We start from the raw sequence: 22474 nt of genomic DNA, 5'->3' as shown, positions 1-22474 counted from the left end.
AATATCATATTTGTAAGTATTTTTAGTAATTTTTTCGATTATTATTTATATAGTTTAAAAATATAGTGTATAACTCTTAAAATATAGTGTAGATTAAATTGGATTTTAGCTAGAATTTTAGAGGTTTATTTTAAAAGGTTTTTTGAAAATAAATCTATTTATAAATTAAATTAAAATGCAAGAAAAACATAATAACTTTCATTTTTAAGAAGTTTTCACAAAAAGGAAAAAATATAGTGCAATAATTAATATAAAGTAATATAATAGATTACAAGATATGAAAAGCTAAAAAAATAAATTGCAAATGAAATTAAAATGAATAAAAAATAAAAAAATAATCAAAAGTTAGAGACATCACTGAAAGATAAGACCTAATATTATTAAAACTAAATGTATACTAAGGGGGGCATTAATATGTGCATTATATCAAAAGATAGAGCAAAGGAAATCAAAATAGTAGATACTACTTTAAGAGATGGGGAACAAACAGCTGGGGTTGTATTTGCGAATAGAGAAAAAATAATGATTGCTGAAATGTTAAGTGATTTAGGTGTTGACCAAATTGAAGTTGGTATACCTACTATGGGTGGAGACGAAAAAAATGTAATAAAGCACATATGTAATAGAAATTTAAAAGCAGATATAATGGCTTGGAATAGAGCAGTGATAAAAGATGTTGAAGAATCTATTTCTTGTGGTGTTGATGCAGTAGCCATATCAATATCAGTATCTGATATTCATATAGAAAATAAACTTAGAACTTCTAGAGGTTGGGTTTTAGAGAATATGGCTAAGACAGTTGAATTTGCAAAGAAAAACGGATTATATGTTTCAGTAAATGGAGAAGATGCTTCAAGAGCGGATATCGACTTCTTAACTGAGTTTATAAATGTTGGAAAGCAAGCAGGAGCAGATAGATTTAGATATTGTGATACAGTAGGAGTTATGAATCCTTTTTCTATAAAAAATGCAATAGAAACTCTTTACGAAAGAACTAATTTTGACATAGAAATGCATACACATAATGATTTTGGTATGGCAACTGCAAATGCACTTGCAGGATTAGCAGCAGGAGCAAATTATGTTGGAGTTACAGTTAATGGCTTAGGCGAAAGAGCTGGAAATGCAGCATTAGAAGAAGTTTTAATGGCACTTAAATGCATCTATAAATGTGATTTAAATAACGTAGATACTAGAAAATTTAGAGGAATATGTGAATATGTGTCACAAGCATCAGGAAGAATACTTCCTACATGGAAACCAGTAGTTGGAGATAATATGTTTATACATGAATCTGGTATACATGCTGATGGAGCATTAAAAGACCCACATAACTATGAACCATTTGACCCAAGTGAAGTAAATCTTGAAAGAAAAATAGTAATAGGAAAGCATTCAGGAAGAGCAGCAGTAATAAATAAATTGAGTGAATATGAAATGTATATTTCTCCAGAAAACGCTACCAAATTATTAAATGCAATAAGAGCTACATCTATAAGATTGAAAAGAAGTTTGATGGATAAAGAGATTCTTCAATTATATTGTGATATACTAGCACATGAAAAAGGTACAACAGAAGAAGAAGCAGTTAGAGGTTCATATATTTAAGATATAATTGTTTAGGAGGAAAGTATGGGAGATAATATAGTTTATAAAATAATCAAAAAACATATAGTGGATGGAGAGGCTGTTGCTGGCAATTCAATTGGGATAAAAATAGACCAGACTTTAACACAAGATTCCACTGGAACAATGACATATCTTCAATTAGAAGCTATGGGCATAGATAAAGTAAAAACAAAAAGAAGTGTTGCATTTGTAGACCATAATATGTTACAACAAGGATTTGAAAATGCAGATGACCATAAATATATACAAACAGTAGCTGACAAATACGGTGTTTATTTTTCTAAACCAGGAAATGGTATCTGCCATCAAGTATTTTTAGAAAGATTTTCAACACCAGGAGATACACTTTTGGGTTCTGATAGTCACACGCCTACTGCTGGTGGTGTTGGCATGATGGCTATTGGTGCTGGGGGATTGGATGTTGCTCTAGCTATGGCAGGAGGAGCATACTATATAAAAGCACCAATCGTCTGTAAGGTAAACTTAGTTGGAAAATTAAATAATATGGTATCTTCAAAAGATATAATATTAGAAGTGTTGAGAAAACAAACTGTAAAAGGTGGCGTAGGTAAAGTCTACGAATATGGAGGAGAAGGAGTTAAAAATCTATCTGTTCCACAAAGAGCCACAATAACAAACATGGGAGCTGAACTTGGAGCAACTACTTCAATATTCCCAAGTGATGAAAAAACATTAGAGTTTTTTAAGAGTCAAGGAAGAGAAGATGCATGGATGGAACTAAAACCTGATTCAGATGCAGTTTATGATGAAGAGATTACTATAAACTTAGATGAATTAAAACCATTAGCTGCAAAGCCTCATAGTCCAGATAATGTAGATGAAGTTGAAAATATAGGAAAGATAAAAATAGACCAAGTTGCGATAGGAAGCTGTACAAATTCTTCTTATGAAGACTTAATGAAAGTAGCTCAAATCTTAAAAGGAAACAAAGTTCATAAGAATGTAAGTTTGGTAATAGCACCAGGCTCAAGACAGGTTATGGAAATGATAGCTAGAAATGGAGCTTTAGGAGATATAATAAGTGCTGGAGCTAGAATATTAGAAAACTCTTGTGGGCCATGTATAGGTATGGGGCAATCTCCAGGAACTGATTCTGTATCCTTAAGAACTTTCAATAGAAACTTCTATGGAAGAAGTGGAACTCTATCAGCACAAGTATATTTAGTGAGCCCAGAAGTAGCAGCAGTAAGTGCTATAAAAGGAGAACTTACAGACCCAAGAGAATTTGATGTTAAATTTGAAAACTTAGATGTAAGTGAATTTTTAATAGATGATAGTATGATAATAAAGCCTTCTGATGTAGGAAGTGATGTAGAAGTAGTTAGAGGTCCTAATATAAAACCTTTCCCTCTTAACACAGAACTAAGTGAGTCTATAAGTGGAAACGTAATATTAAAGACAGAAGATAATATAACTACTGACCATATAATGCCATCAAATGCCAAGTTACTTCCTTTTAGAAGTAACATACCATATCTTGCAAACTATTGTTTTAATACTGTGGATACAGAGTTTCCTCAAAGAGCAAAAGATAATAATGGTGGATTTATAATTGGTGGAGACAACTATGGACAAGGTTCAAGCAGAGAACACGCTGCTTTAGCACCATTATATCTTGGTGTTAAAGGAGTAATAGTAAAAAGTTTTGCAAGAATACACAAAGCCAATTTAATAAACAGTGGAATAATTCCAATGGAGTTTTGTGATGAAAAAGATTATGAAAATTTATCTCTTTTAGATAATCTGGAAATACCAAATATTTTAGATAATTTAGATAGCGGTGTTTTAGAGGTTAAGAATATAAGTAAAGGAACTTCTTTCAAAGTTAAAGTCGAATTATCAGCAAAAGAAGTTGATGTATTAAAAGCAGGTGGAAAATTAAATTACACTAAGAATCAAGCTAATTAATATGAAAAGAGGGAATATTGATGTATAAAGTGACACTTATACCAGGAGATGGAATAGGACCAGAAGTTGCGAAAGCTATGAAAAAGGTTGTAGAAGCTACTGGAGTAGAGATAGAATGGGAAGAAGTTAATGCAGGAGAAGCAGTTATTGAGGAATATGGAACTCCACTTCCTCAATATATTATAGATAGTATAAAAAAGAACAAAATAGCTATAAAAGGTCCAATCACTACTCCTGTGGGGAAAGGGTTTAGAAGTGTAAATGTAACTTTGAGACAAGCATTAGATTTATATGTTAATTTAAGACCAATTAAGAGTTTTAAAGGTATAAAGTCAAGATATGAAGATGTTGATTTAGTTGTAGTAAGGGAAAATACAGAAGACTTATATGCTGGTATAGAGCATAAGATAGGTGATTATGCAGCTGAAAGTATAAAGATAATAACAAGAGGAGCAAGTGAGAGAATTGTTGACTTTGCATGTAACTATGTTAAAGATAACAAGAGAAAAAAAGTCACTGCTATACATAAAGCGAATATAATGAAAATGTCTGATGGTTTGTTTTTAGATGTATTTAGAGAAGTAGCATCAAAACATGGTGTTGAGTATGATGATTTAATTGTAGATGCAGCAGCTATGAACTTAGTTTTAAATCCAGAAAATTATGATGTAATGGTAATGCCAAATCTTTATGGAGATATACTATCTGATTTAGGAGCTGGTCTTGTTGGAGGCTTGGGTATAATTCCAAGTGCAAACATTGGTAAAGATTGTGCTATATTTGAAGCTGTTCATGGAAGTGCTCCACAAATAGCTGGGCAAAATAAGGCTAATCCAACAGCGCTTATTCAATCATCAGTAATGATGCTTAGATATTTAGGAGAATATGAAAATGCACAAAAGATAGAAACAGCTCTAGAAAAAGTATTTCTTGATGGAAGCAAATTAACTGTAGATTTAGGTGGTTCAGCTTCAACTACCGAATTTGCAGATGAGGTATGTAAGTATATTTAGTTGTTGTTTATAATAATATGATGTAAGTTTTAAAAAGAGCTGTTAATTGTATATGGGACAATTAACAGCTCTTAATTTAGTTTTGTAATGATATATTTGTAAACATCCAGTCAAAAACAAAAATAAATGTAAAAAAGTTGTTTTTTTAGTTGAGTATTCAACCAATATATGGTAATATACAAATATAGTTGAAAGTTCAACTAAAAATATTTTGAATTTAGAGATATTGATTGGAGGTGCATTTGATTAAAACTTTAGACAGTAATATATTAAGAGAAGTTGGTACTTTATCTAGAGCAGTAAATTCAATAAATGATATGAAGTACAAAGAATTAAAGTTACAAAAAGGGCAATTTACTTTTTTAACACGAATTTGTGAAAATCCTGGAATAAACCTTGTAGAATTATCAAATGTGTTAAAAGTAGATAAGGCCACTACAACTAAAGCTATACAGAAGTTAATAAAAGCTGGATATGTAGATAAAAAGCAAGATGAGTTTGACAAAAGAGGATACAATTTAACTCCTACCAATAAATCTTTAGAAGTATATGAGCTAATAATTGAAGAAGAAAATAGAAGTATAGAAATATGTTTTAATAATCTTACAGATGAAGAAAAGCAAACAGCAAATAATATACTAGAGAAAATGAGAAAAAATATAGAAGAAGAATGGTTTAGAGTAAAAAGATAATAAATTAATGGATGAATATAAGGAGATATTTTTATGATTAGAAAAGCAAATATAAGTGACTTAGATAGTATTATGGGAATTATAAAATCAACAGTAGAAGAAATGAAAGGCTATAATAATACACAGTGGGATGAAAATTATCCATCAGATAAAGACTTTATTTCTGACATTGAGAAACAAGATTTATATGTAGAAGAAGTAGATGGAAAAATAGCAGGATTTATATGTATTAATTATGATGAACCTAAAGAATATATAGATTTAAATTGGTCATCTAATTATAAGGCTATGGTAGTACATAGAATGGCAGTAAATCCAAGTTTTAGAAAGATGGGAATTGCATCTAGACTAGTTAATTTTGCTGAAGAATTAGCTAAAGAAAACAATGTATCATATTTAAAGAGTGATACATATTCAATAAACTCAAAGATGAATTCATTGCTTATAAAATGTGGCTTTATTAAAATTGGTGAAATGAGTTTCCTAGGAAAAGAGAAATCTTTCTATTGTTATGATAAAATATTATAAAAAGTATTTATCATACAAAGGCTAAAGGATACATTTTTAGTACTAGTAGGGGAATAATGTAAGCCAAATGTATGCTATTATGAAAGGGTTGATTTAGATGATTGAATTTCTAAAAAAAAGAAGAAGTATTAGAAAGTATAAAAATGTTGAAGTAGAAAAAGAGAAGTTAGATAAGATATTAAAAGCGGCTCTTTTAGCACCATCATCAAAGGGACTTAGAACATGGGAATTTATCGTGGTAGACGATAAAGAAACATTGACTAATTTATCTCAGTGTAGGACTAAAGGTGGTGGGTTTTTCCTAAAAAATGCACCTTTAGCTATTGTAGTTATTGGAGATAAAGAAAAAAATGATGTTTGGATAGAAGATGCAAGTATTGCTGCTTCATATATACAGCTTCAATCTCATGAGCTTGGATTAGGTTCTTGTTGGATACAGGTAAGAAATAGGATGCATGATGATAGTATAGATGCTGATAAATATATTAGAGATGAACTGAACATACCTGATAAGTACAGTGTAGAATGTATAATTTCTATAGGCTACCCTGATGAAGAAAAAAAATCATACTGTGACTCTGATTTGGATTATGAAAAAGTCCATTTTAATAAATTTTAATGTATAATATATTATATTAAGACAGTATGTTTTTTTGATATTGTTAATATATATTTAAAATTGTAAAAATATATCTGAATTTTACTAACTTATATAAGGGTTATGTACAAGGATTTTAAAGATAAGTATAGAAATTAATGTTTATAATCGATACATAACTATAGTAACAAAATTTAAGGAGGTTCAAATATGGGTATATTTAAAACAAAAATTGATGAGGATTGGAAAGTAAATTACATCAAAGAATTTAATGAAATGAGAGACTCTTATGAGAGTAAGCTTCAAAAAAAACAATTTGAAGTAGATAGTTTGAAATCAGAATTAGATAGACTTAGAAGTTATAAAAATAGTCTTAAGCCAAAGGAAAAGCAAATTACTGATGATGATATAAATAATATAAAAAACTTGAGAAGAGATGGTTTAAGCTATAAAGAAATTTCAAGTGAAACAAGTTGGAGTAAAGCAACTGTGAGTAGAGTACTAAATGGACTTTACGATTAGTATACACATGGGGTGATTTAAATTGGGGATGAAGTATAGTTATAAAAAATGTATAATAGATTCTATTTCATTGATGTTCATAGTTCAGATAGTAAGAATGATTTTAAATTATATACTTCTAAGTCAATTTGAATTTACTCTTGAAAATTTTAATATTGTAAATTTAATTTCTTTTACACTAGTTGGATTATCATTAATTTTATTTTTGAAAAATAGTTCTTTGTATAATAAAATGAGAAATAGAAAGATTACAGAAGCTTTCAAGGAAAATAAAGATAGTGTACTTATAAAAAGGTGTAAGTTGATACTTTTTATAGTAGTCTTATCTCTAGCTGTAATCTCAATTTATTATAATAGAAGCTATATGTTTTTTAATGTAACTATGATGACTTTATCTGTATTAATAATTCCAGTATTTGAAGAATTATTTTTTAGAGAGTACATCTGGAATTATTTAAACAATTTTATAAAATCAAAGAGTAAAGTTGTATGTATAACATCTATCTTATCTGGTATTTATAATATAGGATATATAGATGTTATACGTAATTACATAATGTTATATAATAACTCTTACTATACATTTGAAGTTGTTATTTCAAAAATTATTATAGGTACTGTTTTTGGTATTATACTTGGTATTGTTAAGTCAAGATTTAAAGATGTAAGCTTTTGTATAATATTGAGAAGTCTGTTTACTATACTTACTAGACAGATAATATGATTATATCTACTTAAATAATTGTAATAAGTGTATGAAGAGAATAAATGATAGCTATATATATAAAATAAACTCTAATATCTGGAGTTTATTTTTTTGTATGAAGTTATTTTAATAAATTTATATAAGAACTGGATAAATTGCTACAATACAAATTGAATGTAAATATATTTTCTATCACAAGTAAGAAATAAATTGTATTACTTATACAATTTATTTTTTTAAATATTAAGAAGACTATTTGACAGGTTAGCCAATAATATGATATTTATATAAAATAAGATGAGTGTACAAACTAAAACTAATTATGAATGAGAGTGATTTACTTGAAGAAATTTTATGAAATATATTTAGATTTAGAGAAAGATATAAGAAATAATGTATATGAAGTAGGAGAGCTTTTACCAACAGAAGTAAAGCTTGCTCAAAAATATCGAGTATCAAGAGAAACTATTAGAAAAGCACAGTCGCTTTTACTAGAGAAGGGGTTTATACAAAAAAAACAAGGTAAAGGGGCTATTGTTTTAGATATAAATAAATTTGAAATAGAAGGGTCAGGGTTGATTAGTTTCAATGAATTACAAAAGAATAAAAATTTAGATACAGAAATAAGTGTACTAAAAAATAAAAAGGAGATTATGCCCTTAGAAATTTGTAAAAAACTAGATATAGATACAAAAACTAAGATTATAGCAGTTGAAAGACTTAGAAAAATTAATGGAGAAGCTGTTATTTTAGATAAAGATTACTTTATATCTGAAATAATACCAGAAATACCATTAACAGCGGTTCAAAGTTCAATATTTAATTATATAGAGAAAAATTTAGAACTAAAAATAGGTTATGCAAATAAAGAAGTAACAGTAGCTACTGTTACAGAAGAAGATAAAATATTGCTAGATGTTGGAACAGACACACATGTTGTAGTGATACGAAGTGAAGTTTATTTAGAAGATACAAGATTATTTCAGTATCATGAATCTAGACATAGAGTTGATACATTTAGATTTGTAGATTTTGCAAGAAGAAGAAATCTTTAATTATATAAAAAGAGTGTCTTTTTTGTACTGTACCCTCAATTGTTAAATCAAAATTCTAATGATTGGGTTTCAGTATATTTAGACACTCTTTTTTTATTAGACCATATATTATTTAATTTTCTATAAATTCTTTATTAAAGTATTTGCTCTTTGAGAATATGTATGTAAGGATACAAGTAATGGCTATAGAAAGTCCCATTGCCAAGAAGTAAACACCCCATTGGTCTGTAAATATAGATAAAAACGCTGGTAACCCTGATATACCTATAGAACTTGCTTTAACATTAAAGTAAGATACAACCCCTCCAGCTATACCTGCACCTATCATAGATGCTATGAATGGGAAACGATAACGTAAGTTTATACCAAATATTGCAGGTTCAGTAATACCTAACCAAGCTGAAATTGAAGCTGTTAATGCAACACCCTTGATTTTTTTATTTTTTAATATAAAGAACATTGTCAAAGCTGCTGCACCTTGACCAAGGCTAGCCATAACTTGTATTGGCCATAATGTAGCAAATCCTAAAGTACCTATCATTTGTAAATTTATACCTAAGAATAAGTGATGCATTCCTGTTATAACCAATGGAGATAATATGAATCCAAAAAGTGCTCCTGCAAGGACTGCATTAATTTCAAATAATCCAAGAATTCCACTTGTAATTAAGTTTGCAAATGACATTGTTATAGGACCTATGATAGAGAATGTTAAGAAACCAGTTATTAATAATGTAAGAGGAGCAACAAAAATAAGTTGAACCATCTCAGGAATTTTTTTAGTTAAGAACTTTTCAATTGTTGCTAGAAGATAAGAAGAACATAAAACAGGGATTACTTGTCCTTGATAGCCTATTTTAGCAATATTAAAACCTAATATATTCCAGTAAGTAACAGCTTCAGGTGTTTTAGAGTATTGTGCACCAGGCATTAAATCTGGATTAATTAAAATAAGACCTAATACAATACCAAGTACAGGATTTCCTCCAAACTTTTTAACGGCTGACCAACCTATTAGTGCAGGTAAAAATGAAAAAGAAGTATTTGCTATAAGATTAATCATATTAGATATACCAGCCCAATTGCTATGAACTTCTAAAAAGGGTTGTTCATAGAAAATTCCTGGGTTAGCAAGTAGATTATTTATAACCATCAATAAACCAGAGGCAACTATAGCAGGTAATATAGGAATGAATATATCTGCCAACACCTTTATAGCTTTTTGAAGTGGATTTAATTTTTTATTAGAAATCTCTTTAACCTCAGATTTTGTTGCTTCCTTAAGCCCCGTAATTTCTATTAATGTAGCATAAACTTTATTCACAAGACCTGGACCTATAATAACTTGAAATTGACCATTTGAGGTAAAGCTTCCTTTCACTATATCTATTTGTTCTAATTGCTTTACATTAACTTTACTTTCTGAATTTAGAGCAAATCTTAATCTAGTAATACAGTGTGTTGCAGATATTATATTCTCTACTCCCCCAATTGCTTCAAGGATTTGTTCAACCTGCTCTTTATGATATGTATTTTCTTTTAATGTACTCATAAAATTACCTCCCCCTTAGAATGTGATGTTGTATAGACAAATCTTGAAAATAATATACCATAGAGAAATTTTTATGTCAACGTTATCCTAAATTTTTCTGAAATTTAATTACTAAAATATAAATTGTATATTATTGGAAAATCAGAAAAGTAAGAGAAAATTTGGAAGGAGTATAGGGAATATATTTTTTTATTTAGAGTAAATATTGATTTTAACAAAAAAAAGGTTTATTATAAAAATATAAAAATTGTCTAGACAAAAATGAAAGGAAAAATTTGCGTATGGATTTCAAGAAGAAAGTTATTTATCAAATATATCCAAAATCATTTAATGATTCTAATAATAATGGGATAGGAGATTTAAAAGGAATTATAGAGAAATTACCTTATTTATATAAATTAGGTGTAGATATAATTTGGATTAACCCATTTTTTGTTTCTCCACAAAGGGATAATGGATATGATATTGCTGACTATACATCAATAGATTCTATGTTTGGAACTATGGAGGATTTTGAAAAGTTAGTGGATGAAAGTAAAAAATATAATATAGAGTTGATGCTGGATATGGTGTTAAATCACACATCAACAGAACATAAATGGTTTAAAAAAGCTTTGGCAGGAGATAAAAAGTATCAAGATTTCTACTTCATTAGAGATGGCAAAGAAAATAATCAACTACCAACAAATTGGAAATCTAAATTTGGTGGAGATGCTTGGGGAAAATTTGGGGATACAGATAAGTACTACTTACACTTATATGATGTTACACAAGCCGACCTCAACTGGCGTAATCCTGAGGTTAGGGAAGAATTATATAAAGTTGTAAATTTTTGGATAGATAGAGGAGTTAAGGGGTTTAGGTTTGATGTAATAAATGTAATTGGCAAAGATGAAGAATTGAAAGACTCTACAAATAATATAGGAAAAGAAATGTATACAGATAAACCTATTGTCCATGAATTTATTAAAGAAATGAATAAAGAAACTTTTGGAAGAGTTGAGGGCATAACAACTGTTGGAGAAATGTCTTCAACAACTATTGAAAATTGTATCTTATATTCTTCTCCAAAAGAAAAAGAGCTTTCAATGACATTTAATTTTTATCATCTAAAAGTAGATTATGAAAATGGAGAAAAGTGGAGCGATATGCCTTTTGACTTTATGATGTTGAAAAAACTCTTAAATGAATGGCAAGAAAAGATTGAAAGTGGCGGTGGCTGGAATGCACTATTTTGGAATAATCATGACCAACCAAGAGCTATTAGTAGATTTTGTAATGAAGAATACAGAGTTGAAGCATCAAAAATGTTAGCTGCTACAATACATCTATTAAGAGGAACACCATATATATATCAAGGTGAAGAAATAGGTATGACAAATCCAAATTTTGAAAGAATAGATGATTATTTAGATGTTGAAACTCATAATGCGTATAGTGAATTTTTAAAAAATAAAATTGAAAAAGAAACAATAATGAATATTATAAAGTCCAAATCCAGAGATAATAGTCGTACACCTATGCAGTGGTCAGATAAATTAAATGCAGGTTTTACAAATGGGAAGCCATGGATTAAAATAGCTGAAAATTATAAAGAGATAAATGTTGAAAAGGAACTTAAAGAAGGGTCAATTTTTAACTTCTATCAAAAGTTAATATCTTTAAGAAAGCAATTAAATATTATATCTGAAGGTTCCTATAAGGGAATTTTACTAGATAATGATAAGGTTTATGCTTATGTTAGAGGCTTAGAAAATGAAAGATTAATAGTATTTAACAACTTCTATGATTGTGAAGTTGAAGTTGAGATTAGTGAGGAATTTTTAGGAAAATCATTTACATATTTGATAGGGAACTATGAAAAGCGAGATTTAGAACCTAAGTTAGAGTTAAGACCTTATGAAACAGTAGCATTTTATAGTAAGGATATAAAAAAATAATGGAAAGAGGTAGTATTAATGAAACCAAATATTTTACTTATGATTTCTCATGACAGTGGTAGAAAATTCAGTAACTATGGATATAATGTGGAAACTCCATGTATAAATAAATTAGCTCAAGAAGGAATTCAATTTGATAATTATTTTTGTGCAGCACCTCAATGCAGTCCAAGTAGAGGAAGTATACTAACTGGATTATACCCTCACAATAATGGGTTAATGGGACTTGCACATCTAGGATTTTGTATAGATTCTAAACATACAACACTTCCTATGGAGTTACAAAAAAACGGATATGAAACAACATTAATAGGACTAAGCCATGAAACAATAGATGAAGCACCACCAATAAAAGATAGAGTATTTTCTTCAACTTATGACTTAGGATATGATAATTTTATAGCGGTTCCAGGGGATAGAGCTCCTAAGGTTGCTAAAGAGGCAGTTAAATTTTTAGAGGAATATAAAGAAAATCAGGAAAAGCCATTTTATTTAAATATAGGATTTTTTGAAACACATAGAGATTTTGATGAATATAAACCTTATGCAGATAAATTGGATGAAGTAGAGGTATTTAAGTTTTTACCCGATACAGAAGATGTAAGAAAAGATATAGCTTTATATAATGGTTCAGCAAAAGTATTGGATGAGGCAATAGGCAAAATATATAATAAATTACAAGAAACAGGATTAGATAAAAATACAATTGTTATACTGACAACAGACCATGGAGTTGCTTTTCCAGGAGCTAAAGGAATGTTAAAAGAAGCAGGATTAGAGACAGCACTTATAATTTTATTACCTAATTCCTCTCAAAAAAATGTAAAAAAAGAAGCATTATTATGTAATGTTGATTTATTGCCAACGATACTAGATTTAATTGAAGCTGAAATTCCTAAAAATATAGATGGAGAAAGTTTTGCCAATTTATTAAAAACTAATGAAGATATAGGTAGAGACTCATTCTTTACAGAAATGACATGGCATGACCAATATAGACCAATGAGAGGCATAAGGACTAATGAATATAGCTATGTTAAAAATTTTGAAGATGGGCCTAAAATATATATTACAGTTGATTCACATTTGAGTTTATCAGGTAAAGCTGTTAGAGATAAATTTTATGTTCCTAATGATAAAGAAGAACTTTATGATTTAAGAAAGGACCCACTAGAAGAAAATAATCTAATAAATGATTCAGATTATCAAGATATAGCAGAGGAATTGAGAAAGAAAGTTGATAATTGGATGTTAGAAACGAATGACCCACTTTTAAAAGGACCTGTAAAAGGAACAGGCTCAAGTAGATGGAAAACAGAAATAGAAGAGGGTAGAGCTTATCCAGGAAGAGACGAATATTATAGACTATTATCTGATAAGTAGAAAATATTAAACAAGTAAAAAATATTTAATAAAGAAGGTCTTTTATAATGAAAAGTATATCAGTTTTAATTAAACCTGTTTCATCGTTATGTAATTTGAGATGTAGATATTGTTTTTATGGAAATGTGAGTGATTTAAGAGAAGTAAAATCCTATGGTATTATGCAGGAAGATACTATAAAAAACATAGTAAATAATACATTTGAAATTTTGGATAATGGAGATATAGTTACATTTGCTTTTCAAGGTGGAGAGCCTACTTTAGCTGGATTAAGATTTTTCCAATATTTTATTGAGTATGTTAGTAAAATAAAAAAAAATATAACAGTAAACTACTCTATTCAAACGAATGGAACTCTTATTGATAATCAATGGTGTGAGTTCTTAAAGAAAAATAATTTTTTAGTAGGATTATCATTAGATTTATTAGAAGACTTGCATGATAAAAATCGTGTATATTCAGATAATAAGGGAAGTTATATAGACGTAATAAGTACAAAAGGACTAATGGAAACACACAAAATAAACTTTAACATACTGTGTGTTTTGACAAAACAGATTGCACTTAATCCAAAAGAGGTTTTTAATTTTATAAAATTAAACAATGTGAAGTATATACAGTTTATCCCTTGTTTAGATGATTTAGACTTTAAAACTAAGTCAGAGTACTCTTTAGAACCTAAATATTTTGCATACTTTTATAAAATAATATTTAAGCTTTGGAAAAATGAGTTTAATAAAGGAAATTATATAAGTATTAATTTGTTCGATAATCTTATATCCGTTTTAATTACAGGAATTCCTAGTACCTGTGGGATAATTGGGAAATGCCAACCACAATTTGTAATAGAGGCTGATGGAAGTGTATATCCATGTGATTTTTATGTACTGGATAACTTTAATTTAGGTAATATAAAAGATAATACTTTATTGGATATTTTAAGAAAATCTAAAATGCAAGAATTTTTGCATAAAGATATAAACAAAGAAAGTATTTGTTTAAAGTGTAATTTTTACAAAATATGTGGTGGTGGATGCAAAAGAATGAAAAATTCTATGTATATTGATTCTAGTAATAATTACTGTGGATATAAAGAATTTTTAATGTCTACTTTTGGTGATTTAGAAAAAATATCAGTATTAGTATATAAAAATCAAATACCAAAATAATTTTAGTATTTAGCATTCTAAGTTAAAGTGATTAAAAATTATGTATAATTAAAGGGTTTTGAGCAGAGTAAATTTAGTTAGGATGGTTTTAAATGAATGTAATTTTATTTGCAATAGCTGTACTTTCAACAACTATAGGAGCTATAACAGGCATTGGTGGAGGTGTAATAATAAAGCCAGTACTAGATTTGATTGGAATATTTGATGTTTCAACTATAAGTGTGTTATCATCTTTTACTGTGTTATCGATGGCAATTGTTTCTGTATATAAACAAATTAAATCAAAACTTTTTAAAATAAACTTTAGACTTATTTTAATTGGTGTAGCATCAGTATTAGGAGGTACTATAGGTCAAAGGTTATTAGATTTATCTATTTCATATGTAAATAATCCTTCTATAATAAAAATAACTCAAAATATTATGATGATTATTTTGTTAGTAATGGTTTATTTATATAGAGATAAAAGTTTAAATGTTAAGTTTAATACTAACATTACATATTTTATTGTTGGCATTTTTTTAGGGGTTACATCTTCATTTTTAGGAATAGGTGGAGGTCCTATAAATGTGGCCGTGTTTACAATATTATTTGGATTATCAGCTAAAGAAGCTGCGTTTAATTCCATTATAACTATTTTATTTTCTAATATTTCAAAGTTAGTTACAGTTTTCATAAATACAGGGTTTGGTATATATGATTTATCTGGATTACCTTTTATGATAATAGGAGCAGTGTTGGGAGGAATTATAGGTTCCTCTATTAGTAAAAATATGGATGACAAAAGAGTTAAATATATGTTCTCGTATATGACTATAATTATTACTGGAATAAATATATATAGTATATTTCAGGTAATATATTTTATGAATTAAAGTGTATAATGTAGATAATACGAGAAGTTAATTTAAATTATTGGAATGAGGAGATTTAATATGTTCAAAAAGTTATTCTCAAAAAATAAAAATGAAGAAGTAAAAAGTAATTATATAAAAGGAATATTACAATCGCCACTTACAGGGAAAGTATTAAGTATAACTGATGTTCCTGATGATGCTTTTTCTAGTAAAATGCTAGGTGATGGGATTGCTATAGAGCCACAAGAAGGAGTCGTATCTTCTCCTGTTGATGGTGAGGTGATTCAAGTGTTTTTGCCATCTAAACATGCTATATGCATAAAGAGTGAAGATGGTTTGGAGATACTAATACATATCGGATTAGATACTGTAAAGATGAATGGAGATGGATTTGAAGTATTAGTAAATGCAGGAGATAAAGTTTACTGTGGGCAAAAACTTATAAGATTTAATTTAGAAAAAATTAAAAAAAGCGTTAAATCTGTTATAACTCCTATAGTTATAACCAATTCTTATGACATAGATAGAGTTGAAATTTTAAGAACTGGAGATATATGTATTGGAGAAGATTTAATGAAAGTTTATAAGTAAATAGGTTTTACCAAGAGGTTTTGTCTAAATAAAAAATATTATAACTATAAAATGGCTGTATATAATAATATTGAAAGAGTGTAGGTATGCTTATTTTATTAAGGATACCTTTTTTTTATTGTGTTTTATAGAAAATTTATCTGCATAAATAAAGTTTTTAAAACTCCATTCTTATAATTATTTTACTTTTACTAATTATATTACTTATAATAATTTCTGATATTTATGAATTGTTATACTTTTTAGAACTCTATTTTTAAATATATATTGACATATATATATTATCTATTACAATTGATATAAACTAATAAAAATAAAATATTATTAATCAAATTATTGAATGGAGGAATAGAAATGAAATTTGTAACTTTCTGTACTGGCAATGAAGAAAATATAGGTGTATTTAACTCAGAAGCAAATAGTATATATGAAATTAATAGTTTGGGATTAAGTAAATTATATACAGATATGAATGATTTTATTGAAAATGTATCTACAGGTGATTTAGAAAAAATAAAAAACAATTCATTTGAAAATGCAAAGTGTTATAAGTTAGAAGAAGTGAAATTATGTTCCCCAATTGTAAGACCTAAAAAAGATATTATATGTTTAGGTCTAAACTATAAAGACCATGTCAATGAAATTCCAGATGGTGTTATAAAAAATGTAGTTATGCCAGACTATCCAATTTATTTCTCTAAAAGAGCAGATAAGGCAATTGGAGTAGATGATAAGATAAGTTTGCATGGAGATTTAGTAGAAAAGCTGGATTATGAATCAGAGCTAGCAGTAATTATAGGAAAAGAAGGTATAAATATATCAAAAGAAGATGCCTATGAATATATATTTGGATATACAATAATGAATGATATAAGTGAAAGAGCACTTCAAGACAAACATGTGCAGTGGTATAGAGGAAAAAGTTTAGATACACATACCTCTATGGGGCCTTGCATAGTACATAAAGAAGAATTTGAGCATCCTTTAAAACTGGATATAAGTAGTGTGGTAAATGGAGAAGTAAGACAAGATTCTAATACAAAATATTTTATATTTGATATACCTACTGTAATAAGTGATTTATCAAGAGGAATGACTCTAAAACCAGGAGATATAATTTCAACTGGAACTCCAGCAGGTGTTGCTATGGGAATGAATCCTCAAGTATATTTAAAACATGGTGATGTGGTTGAATGTAAAGTCGAAGGAATAGGAGTTTTAAAAAATATAGTTGATTAATGGATAAATATGCCATATAATTTTATTAGTACGAATAATTTAATTAATATGGGATTAGTCAAATTTAAGATTAATTTACTATAGAGAGGGATGAGTATATGGCAAAAGAACTAGAACTAAAGTATGGCTGTAATCCAAACCAAAAACCATCAAAGATTTATATGAAAAATGGAGAACTTCCTATAGAAGTATTAAATGGAAAGCCTGGATACATAAATTTTTTGGATGCATTTAATAGTTGGCAACTTGTAAAAGAATTAAAAGAGGCTACTGGTCTTCCAGCAGCAACTTCATTTAAACATGTAAGTCCAGCAGGTGCAGCAGTAGGTATACCTTTATCAGATACTTTAAAGCAAATATACTTTGTTGATGATTTAGAGCTTTCTCCATTAGCTTGTGCTTATGCAATGGCAAGAGGGGCAGATAGAATGTCTTCTTATGGAGATTTTATAGCACTTTCAGATGTGTGTGATAAAGAAACTGCAACTATTATAGCGAGAGAGGTTTCTGATGGTGTAATAGCCCCAGGATATACAGATGAGGCTCTTGAAATATTAAAAGGAAAGCGTAAAGGTAATTACAGTATTGTAAAAATTGATGAAAATTATACTCCTGAACCTATTGAAACAAAGGATGTTTATGGAATTACTTTTGAACAAGGCAGAAATGAAATATTAATAAATGAAGACCTGTTAAAAGATATCCCAACTGATAATAAAATCTTTACAGATAACGCAAAGCGTGATTTAATTATAGCTCTTATCACATTAAAATATACACAATCAAACTCAGTTTGTTATGTTAAAGATGGACAAGTAATAGGAGTAGGTGCAGGACAACAATCACGTATTCACTGTACTAGACTTGCAGGTAATAAAGCTGATATTTGGTATCTTCGCCAACATCCTAAAGTATTAAATTTAAAATTTAAAAAAGATATAGGTCGTCCAGATAGAGACAATACTATTGATGTATATCTTTCTGATGATTATATGGATGTACTTGCTGATGGTATATGGCAAAATTTCTTTGAAGAAAAACCAGAGCCTCTTACTGGAGAAGGTAAAAGAGCATGGCTTAAAACTCTAACAGGAGTAGCTCTTGGTTCTGATGCATTTTTCCCATTTGGAGATAATATAGAACGTGCTAAAAGAAGTGGAGTAAGTTTTATAGCACAACCAGGTGGCTCTATTCGTGATGATAATGTTATATTAACTTGCAATAAGTACAATATAGTTATGGCATTTACTAAAAATAGATTGTTCCATCACTAAAGTGTAAAGAATATAAATTAAATACTGATTAAATTAAAAATCTACAACAAGTTTTGTTGTAGATTTTTTTATTTGCTGTATAATTTTAAATAGAACTTTATTTTTAGATATTCAATTTGGAGGATGATATGGCTTTAAATATAAGAGACTATAGCCTATTGTGTAGTCAGGGTACAGCTAAATTTAATGAAGATGTAGTTGGTATAAGCCCATTTGGTGCGTGGATTTTGGATGGTGCGACAGGGCTCAATGGAAAAAACTTAGTATCAAATGAAAGCGATGCAAGATGGTATGTTCAGTGGTGGAATAAGTATTTATATAAAAATATGAATAGAGAAGAATCATTAAAGAGTATTATAAGTAGTGGGATAAAAGAAGTTAAAAAAGAGTATGAGATGAAATTAAATGGAATAAAGGTCGAAAAATTAGATTTGCCATCAAGTTCTATAGTCATTGTTAAGTTTCATGAAAATAAAGTAGAGTATTTTTTATTAGGAGATTGTGCTTTGTTTATTAAAAATGGAGATTCTAAAGTCATAAAAGATAGAACTATCTGTAAATTTGATAATGCTGTGTTTGATGAAATGAGTAAGTTTTCTAATTTAAAAGAAATGACTTTTGATGAGATAAAGTCAAGTGTCATGGATACAATAGTAAGCAATAGATTGAAAAAGAATACCAAAGATGGATACTGGATATTGGATTTTGATGAGGATGCTGTGGAAAATTCAATATATGGATACTTAGAAATAAAAAAAGATTTTCAATTGATGTTAACAAGTGATGGCTTTACAAGTGCATGTGATAGGTATAACCTCATAAAAGAAGAAGAATTGATACATATAGCAGAAAAATTTGGTATAGGATATATACATAATAAAGTTAGAGACTTTGAGGATAACGACTATAAAGCAATTAAGGTTCCAAGATTTAAAGTAAAAGATGATTCATCCTGTTTGTATCTAGATATATATAATGATTAGATTATATGAAATTGTTTAATTTTAGAGGGGCGGTAAGTAAAAAAGTGAAAATTCTTCATATAATAACACAAAAACCAAATAGTACGGGTAGTGGAATATACATGTGCGGTATGATAAAAGGGTTTGAAAAAATAGGTCATGAGCAAGCTGTAATTGCAGGTATAGATGTTAATGACAATGTAAACTGTTTTTCAAGTGATATAAGTTTTTATCCAGTAAAGTATAATTGTGGAGAACTAAATTTTCCTGTTGTAGGAATGAGTGATTCTATGCCATATGAAAGTACTAGATATAGAGATTTAAATGTAGAAATGATAGATAGATTAAAACATCAATTTAAAATAAATATAGACAGAGCTATGGAAGATTTTAAGCCAGATATTATAATATGTCATCATTTATATCTTTTAACAGCATTTGTCAGAGAGATTGTGAAAGATATTAAAGTTATGTCTGTTTGTCATGGGACTTGTTTAAGACAGTTAAATACTATAGATTTAGAAAAAGAATATATAATATCAAATATAAAAAAATTGGATTTAATATTTGCTCTTCATAAAAAGCAAAAAGATGATATTGTAAAGACTTTTGGAGTAAGTGAAAGTAAAGTAGTTGTGATTGGCAGTGGATACAATGATAGTGTATTTTATGATAAAAATTATAAAATGCAAGGTGATAAGATAAGGATAGTGTTTGCAGGGAAGATATGTAAGTCAAAAGGGTTGATTCCATTTATAAAAGCTATATCTGGACTAATATATCGTAAAGATTTAATAGAAGTCAATTTTGCAGGGACAGGAAGTGATATTGAATCTTATAATGAGATTGTTAAGCTTGCAAATCAATCTCCATTTAAAATGAATTTCCTAGGAAAATTAGACCAAAGTGACTTAGCGGAGTTATTTAATAAGTCACATATATTTGTATTACCATCGTTTTATGAAGGGTTACCAGTTGTAGTTTTAGAGGCTTTATCATGTGGGTTAGATGTAATTACCACTGATATTCCTGGTGTTAGAGAGTGGATTGGTAGCCAAATTAATGATTCTGGCAAGATAGAATATGTAACTCTACCTTCTATGCATGGAGAAGGTATTCCAAATGAAGAAGAGTTATCTATATTTGAGAAGAATTTATATAATGCAATGGACTCTAAAATACAGTATCTATTATCCAATTTAGAGAAAAGGTCATTTGCAGATATGTCAAAAAAAACATGGGACGCTTTAGCTTATAGGATGAATGAAGTTATTTTAATGGATGAGATGTGTGTAATTTAGAGTGATTTAAATTATAAAAAAAGTGTAACTATTTCTACACTACTTTTAAGCAAATTTATATTATACTAATACTAAATATATTTATTTTGAGGGAGGTAATTTATGAAGTTTAGTAAAAGAATATTAGCATTAGGTATTTCAGCATTATTATTAAGTGTTAGTTTTCCAACATCAGCAAATGCACTAGATAAAATCGAAAATATCAAGGGAACGGATAAATATGAAACAGCTGGTATTATTTCTGATAAGCAAGATTATACAACAGCTGTACTTATCAACTCGGATTCTACGATGGTCGATGGTATTTCTGCTAGTGGTCTTGCAGGGGTAAATAATGCAGCAATTTTATTAACTAATAAGAATGATATACCAGAAGCCACTTTACAAAGGCTTAATAGAGTTACTAAGATATATATAATAGGTGGCGAAAATACTATAAGTAAAGATGTAGAAAAAATGCTACTTATGAGAAGAATGCAGGTTATAAGAATTGATGGAGTAGATAGAGTAGATACAAGTTATAAAATTGCAGCTGAAATAGAAAAGATAAAGAGTAGTGATAAGACGTTTTTAGTAAATGGATTTAAAGACGAGGCTGATGCAGTAAGTGTTGCGTCTGTTGCATACAGAGATGGTGCTCCTATTTTATTGACAAAGGATATAGCTTCAGCAGAAGAAGATACAGATTTAGACCCATGGTTTGGTGTTTCACCTGTTCCAGTATATGCTATTGGAGGAAAATCTACACTAAGTGATTATATAGTAAGTAGATATAGAGCAACTAGAATTGATGGTAGTGATAGATATGAAACTAATAAGAATGTAATTAAGAAGTTTTATAATGAAACAAAAGAGTTTTATGTAGCAAGTGGAGATGATTTAGTTTATGCTTTAGTTGCTTCACCAATGGCTAAAAACGCTCCTGTTGTTTTAGTTTCAGACAAAAGCGATAAGAGTATATTAAATAATGCTAATAAAGTTACTGCAATAGGTATAAATGATAATAAGGTTATAGAGCAATGTTTAGAAGCTACAAAATAATAAAATGTTGTTAGTAAAATGAATACATAATATATAGTAAAAGTCAGTATAATGCTTATATTTTAGTGATATATAATGTATAAATGTTAAACTATATGAATCTTCTAGTTGATTTTATGATAAAAATCAATTAGAAGGTTTTTTTATTAAAATTATGTATCAAAATTATATACTAAATTGAATTGTATATGTTAAAAAAGAGTACGTGAGCTATTCATATATACGAATCAATTATCCTCATAAGTGAAAAGGTGAATGGAGTCATACACAAAACTGTATGACAATTCCATCCTATCACGTTTACATCAAAAAAGAAGATATGATGCCTATTTTTTATAAAGAATAAATCTCATAAGAGTTATCTTCTTTGAGACTGTAAATTAATTTGTGCTTTTAAAGATAATTTCTACTTTATAGCAACAATTATTTATTTACTATTAATATTTCCCAATATATGAATTTTATTCTAATAAATTGTAAAAAATATATACTG

The 22474-nt window shown here is 28.4% G+C and carries 20 protein-coding genes; 19 read left to right on the top strand and 1 reads right to left on the bottom strand.

All coding sequences use genetic code 11. From position 1 onward, the window contains the following. The first annotated feature begins 414 nt into the window (after positions 1-414). From nifV to treR, 9 genes are all read left to right on the top strand, one after another. Positions 415-1608: a homocitrate synthase gene (nifV, locus tag IC173_RS08370; protein WP_227433357.1), complete on the top strand. Its 1194-nt coding sequence runs from the start codon at positions 415-417 to the stop codon at positions 1606-1608. Between the two features lie 24 nt (positions 1609-1632). Beyond that, complete coding sequence (locus tag IC173_RS08365; RefSeq protein ID WP_227855408.1) at positions 1633-3558, top strand: aconitate hydratase; 1926 nt, start codon at positions 1633-1635, stop codon at positions 3556-3558. A 20-nt stretch (positions 3559-3578) separates the two neighbouring features. After that, positions 3579-4571, top strand: coding sequence for an isocitrate/isopropylmalate dehydrogenase family protein (locus IC173_RS08360; RefSeq protein WP_227482972.1), 993 nt, complete (start codon positions 3579-3581; stop codon positions 4569-4571). 242 nt (positions 4572-4813) lie between these two features. Next, positions 4814-5263, top strand: a complete 450-nt coding sequence (locus IC173_RS08355) for a MarR family winged helix-turn-helix transcriptional regulator (RefSeq protein WP_227482971.1) — start codon at positions 4814-4816, stop codon at positions 5261-5263. A 33-nt stretch (positions 5264-5296) separates the two neighbouring features. After that, a complete protein-coding gene (locus IC173_RS08350; protein ID WP_227855407.1) occupies positions 5297-5791 on the top strand; it encodes a GNAT family N-acetyltransferase in 495 nt (164 codons plus the stop codon). Between the two features lie 97 nt (positions 5792-5888). Then, on the top strand, positions 5889-6410 hold the full coding sequence (locus tag IC173_RS08345) for a nitroreductase family protein (protein WP_227433352.1): 522 nt from the start codon (positions 5889-5891) through the stop codon (positions 6408-6410). Positions 6411-6599: 189 nt separating this feature from the next. Then, the gene (locus IC173_RS08340; RefSeq protein WP_227433351.1) at positions 6600-6911 is read left to right on the top strand and encodes a helix-turn-helix domain-containing protein; all 312 of its coding nucleotides are present in this window, start codon (positions 6600-6602) and stop codon (positions 6909-6911) included. A 28-nt stretch (positions 6912-6939) separates the two neighbouring features. Continuing rightward, positions 6940-7635, top strand: coding sequence for a CPBP family intramembrane glutamic endopeptidase (locus IC173_RS08335; protein ID WP_227433658.1), 696 nt, complete (start codon positions 6940-6942; stop codon positions 7633-7635). A gap of 323 nt (positions 7636-7958) precedes the next feature. After that, the gene (gene treR, locus IC173_RS08330) at positions 7959-8672 is read left to right on the top strand and encodes a trehalose operon repressor (protein ID WP_227855406.1); all 714 of its coding nucleotides are present in this window, start codon (positions 7959-7961) and stop codon (positions 8670-8672) included. Positions 8673-8784: 112 nt separating this feature from the next. Here treR and treB read toward each other — a convergent pair whose 3' ends face one another. Next, positions 8785-10224, bottom strand: coding sequence for a PTS trehalose transporter subunit IIBC (gene treB / locus IC173_RS08325; protein ID WP_227855405.1), 1440 nt, complete (start codon positions 10222-10224; stop codon positions 8785-8787). 281 nt (positions 10225-10505) lie between these two features. Here treB and treC point away from each other — a divergent pair, with 281 nt between their 5' ends. The 10 genes from treC to IC173_RS08275 all read left to right on the top strand — a co-directional run bounded on the left by treC (position 10506) and on the right by IC173_RS08275 (position 21981). After that, complete coding sequence (treC, locus tag IC173_RS08320; protein ID WP_227855404.1) at positions 10506-12164, top strand: alpha,alpha-phosphotrehalase; 1659 nt, start codon at positions 10506-10508, stop codon at positions 12162-12164. Between the two features lie 18 nt (positions 12165-12182). Continuing rightward, positions 12183-13547 (top strand): sulfatase, encoded by a 1365-nt coding sequence (locus IC173_RS08315; RefSeq protein WP_227855403.1) that lies wholly within the window; start codon positions 12183-12185, stop codon positions 13545-13547. 47 nt (positions 13548-13594) lie between these two features. Beyond that, on the top strand, positions 13595-14716 hold the full coding sequence (locus IC173_RS08310; protein WP_227855402.1) for a radical SAM/SPASM domain-containing protein: 1122 nt from the start codon (positions 13595-13597) through the stop codon (positions 14714-14716). 92 nt (positions 14717-14808) lie between these two features. Further along, complete coding sequence (locus IC173_RS08305; protein ID WP_227824752.1) at positions 14809-15591, top strand: sulfite exporter TauE/SafE family protein; 783 nt, start codon at positions 14809-14811, stop codon at positions 15589-15591. A gap of 60 nt (positions 15592-15651) precedes the next feature. Then, positions 15652-16164: a PTS glucose transporter subunit IIA gene (locus IC173_RS08300; protein ID WP_227433344.1), complete on the top strand. Its 513-nt coding sequence runs from the start codon at positions 15652-15654 to the stop codon at positions 16162-16164. Between the two features lie 354 nt (positions 16165-16518). After that, on the top strand, positions 16519-17403 hold the full coding sequence (locus IC173_RS08295; RefSeq protein ID WP_227433343.1) for a fumarylacetoacetate hydrolase family protein: 885 nt from the start codon (positions 16519-16521) through the stop codon (positions 17401-17403). Between the two features lie 98 nt (positions 17404-17501). Next, complete coding sequence (locus tag IC173_RS08290) at positions 17502-18677, top strand: phosphoribosylaminoimidazolecarboxamide formyltransferase (protein WP_227855401.1); 1176 nt, start codon at positions 17502-17504, stop codon at positions 18675-18677. Positions 18678-18805: 128 nt separating this feature from the next. Further along, positions 18806-19660: a hypothetical protein gene (locus IC173_RS08285; RefSeq protein WP_227855400.1), complete on the top strand. Its 855-nt coding sequence runs from the start codon at positions 18806-18808 to the stop codon at positions 19658-19660. Positions 19661-19704: 44 nt separating this feature from the next. Then, positions 19705-20940, top strand: a complete 1236-nt coding sequence (locus IC173_RS08280) for a glycosyltransferase family 4 protein (RefSeq protein ID WP_227855399.1) — start codon at positions 19705-19707, stop codon at positions 20938-20940. Positions 20941-21042: 102 nt separating this feature from the next. After that, positions 21043-21981 carry a cell wall-binding repeat-containing protein gene (locus tag IC173_RS08275; RefSeq protein ID WP_227433339.1) on the top strand — a complete coding sequence of 313 codons (939 nt, stop codon included), beginning with the start codon at positions 21043-21045 and terminating at the stop codon, positions 21979-21981. Positions 21982-22474 lie beyond the last annotated feature (493 nt).

The organism is Clostridioides sp. ES-S-0048-02 (assembly GCF_020658495.1).
Taxonomy (GTDB): domain Bacteria; phylum Bacillota; class Clostridia; order Peptostreptococcales; family Peptostreptococcaceae; genus Clostridioides.
The sequence above is the reverse complement of the archived record's forward strand: the minus strand, read 5'-3'. Positions and strand labels throughout refer to the sequence as shown.

Bases quoted from the DNA above. Each gene is read 5' to 3' on its own strand.
- nifV (WP_227433357.1), top strand. From the start codon at position 415: ATGTGCATTATATCAAAAGATAGAGCAAAGGAAATCAAAATAGTAGAT.
- IC173_RS08365 (WP_227855408.1), top strand. From the start codon at position 1,633: ATGGGAGATAATATAGTTTATAAAATAATCAAAAAACATATAGTGGAT.
- IC173_RS08360 (WP_227482972.1), top strand. From the start codon at position 3,579: ATGTATAAAGTGACACTTATACCAGGAGATGGAATAGGACCAGAAGTT.
- IC173_RS08350 (WP_227855407.1), top strand. From the start codon at position 5,297: ATGATTAGAAAAGCAAATATAAGTGACTTAGATAGTATTATGGGAATT.
- IC173_RS08345 (WP_227433352.1), top strand. From the start codon at position 5,889: ATGATTGAATTTCTAAAAAAAAGAAGAAGTATTAGAAAGTATAAAAAT.
- IC173_RS08340 (WP_227433351.1), top strand. From the start codon at position 6,600: ATGGGTATATTTAAAACAAAAATTGATGAGGATTGGAAAGTAAATTAC.
- IC173_RS08335 (WP_227433658.1), top strand. From the start codon at position 6,940: ATGAAGTATAGTTATAAAAAATGTATAATAGATTCTATTTCATTGATG.
- treB (WP_227855405.1), bottom strand. From the start codon at position 10,224: ATGAGTACATTAAAAGAAAATACATATCATAAAGAGCAGGTTGAACAA.
- treC (WP_227855404.1), top strand. From the start codon at position 10,506: ATGGATTTCAAGAAGAAAGTTATTTATCAAATATATCCAAAATCATTT.
- IC173_RS08315 (WP_227855403.1), top strand. From the start codon at position 12,183: ATGAAACCAAATATTTTACTTATGATTTCTCATGACAGTGGTAGAAAA.
- IC173_RS08310 (WP_227855402.1), top strand. From the start codon at position 13,595: ATGAAAAGTATATCAGTTTTAATTAAACCTGTTTCATCGTTATGTAAT.
- IC173_RS08305 (WP_227824752.1), top strand. From the start codon at position 14,809: ATGAATGTAATTTTATTTGCAATAGCTGTACTTTCAACAACTATAGGA.
- IC173_RS08300 (WP_227433344.1), top strand. From the start codon at position 15,652: ATGTTCAAAAAGTTATTCTCAAAAAATAAAAATGAAGAAGTAAAAAGT.
- IC173_RS08295 (WP_227433343.1), top strand. From the start codon at position 16,519: ATGAAATTTGTAACTTTCTGTACTGGCAATGAAGAAAATATAGGTGTA.
- IC173_RS08290 (WP_227855401.1), top strand. From the start codon at position 17,502: ATGGCAAAAGAACTAGAACTAAAGTATGGCTGTAATCCAAACCAAAAA.
- IC173_RS08285 (WP_227855400.1), top strand. From the start codon at position 18,806: ATGGCTTTAAATATAAGAGACTATAGCCTATTGTGTAGTCAGGGTACA.
- IC173_RS08275 (WP_227433339.1), top strand. From the start codon at position 21,043: ATGAAGTTTAGTAAAAGAATATTAGCATTAGGTATTTCAGCATTATTA.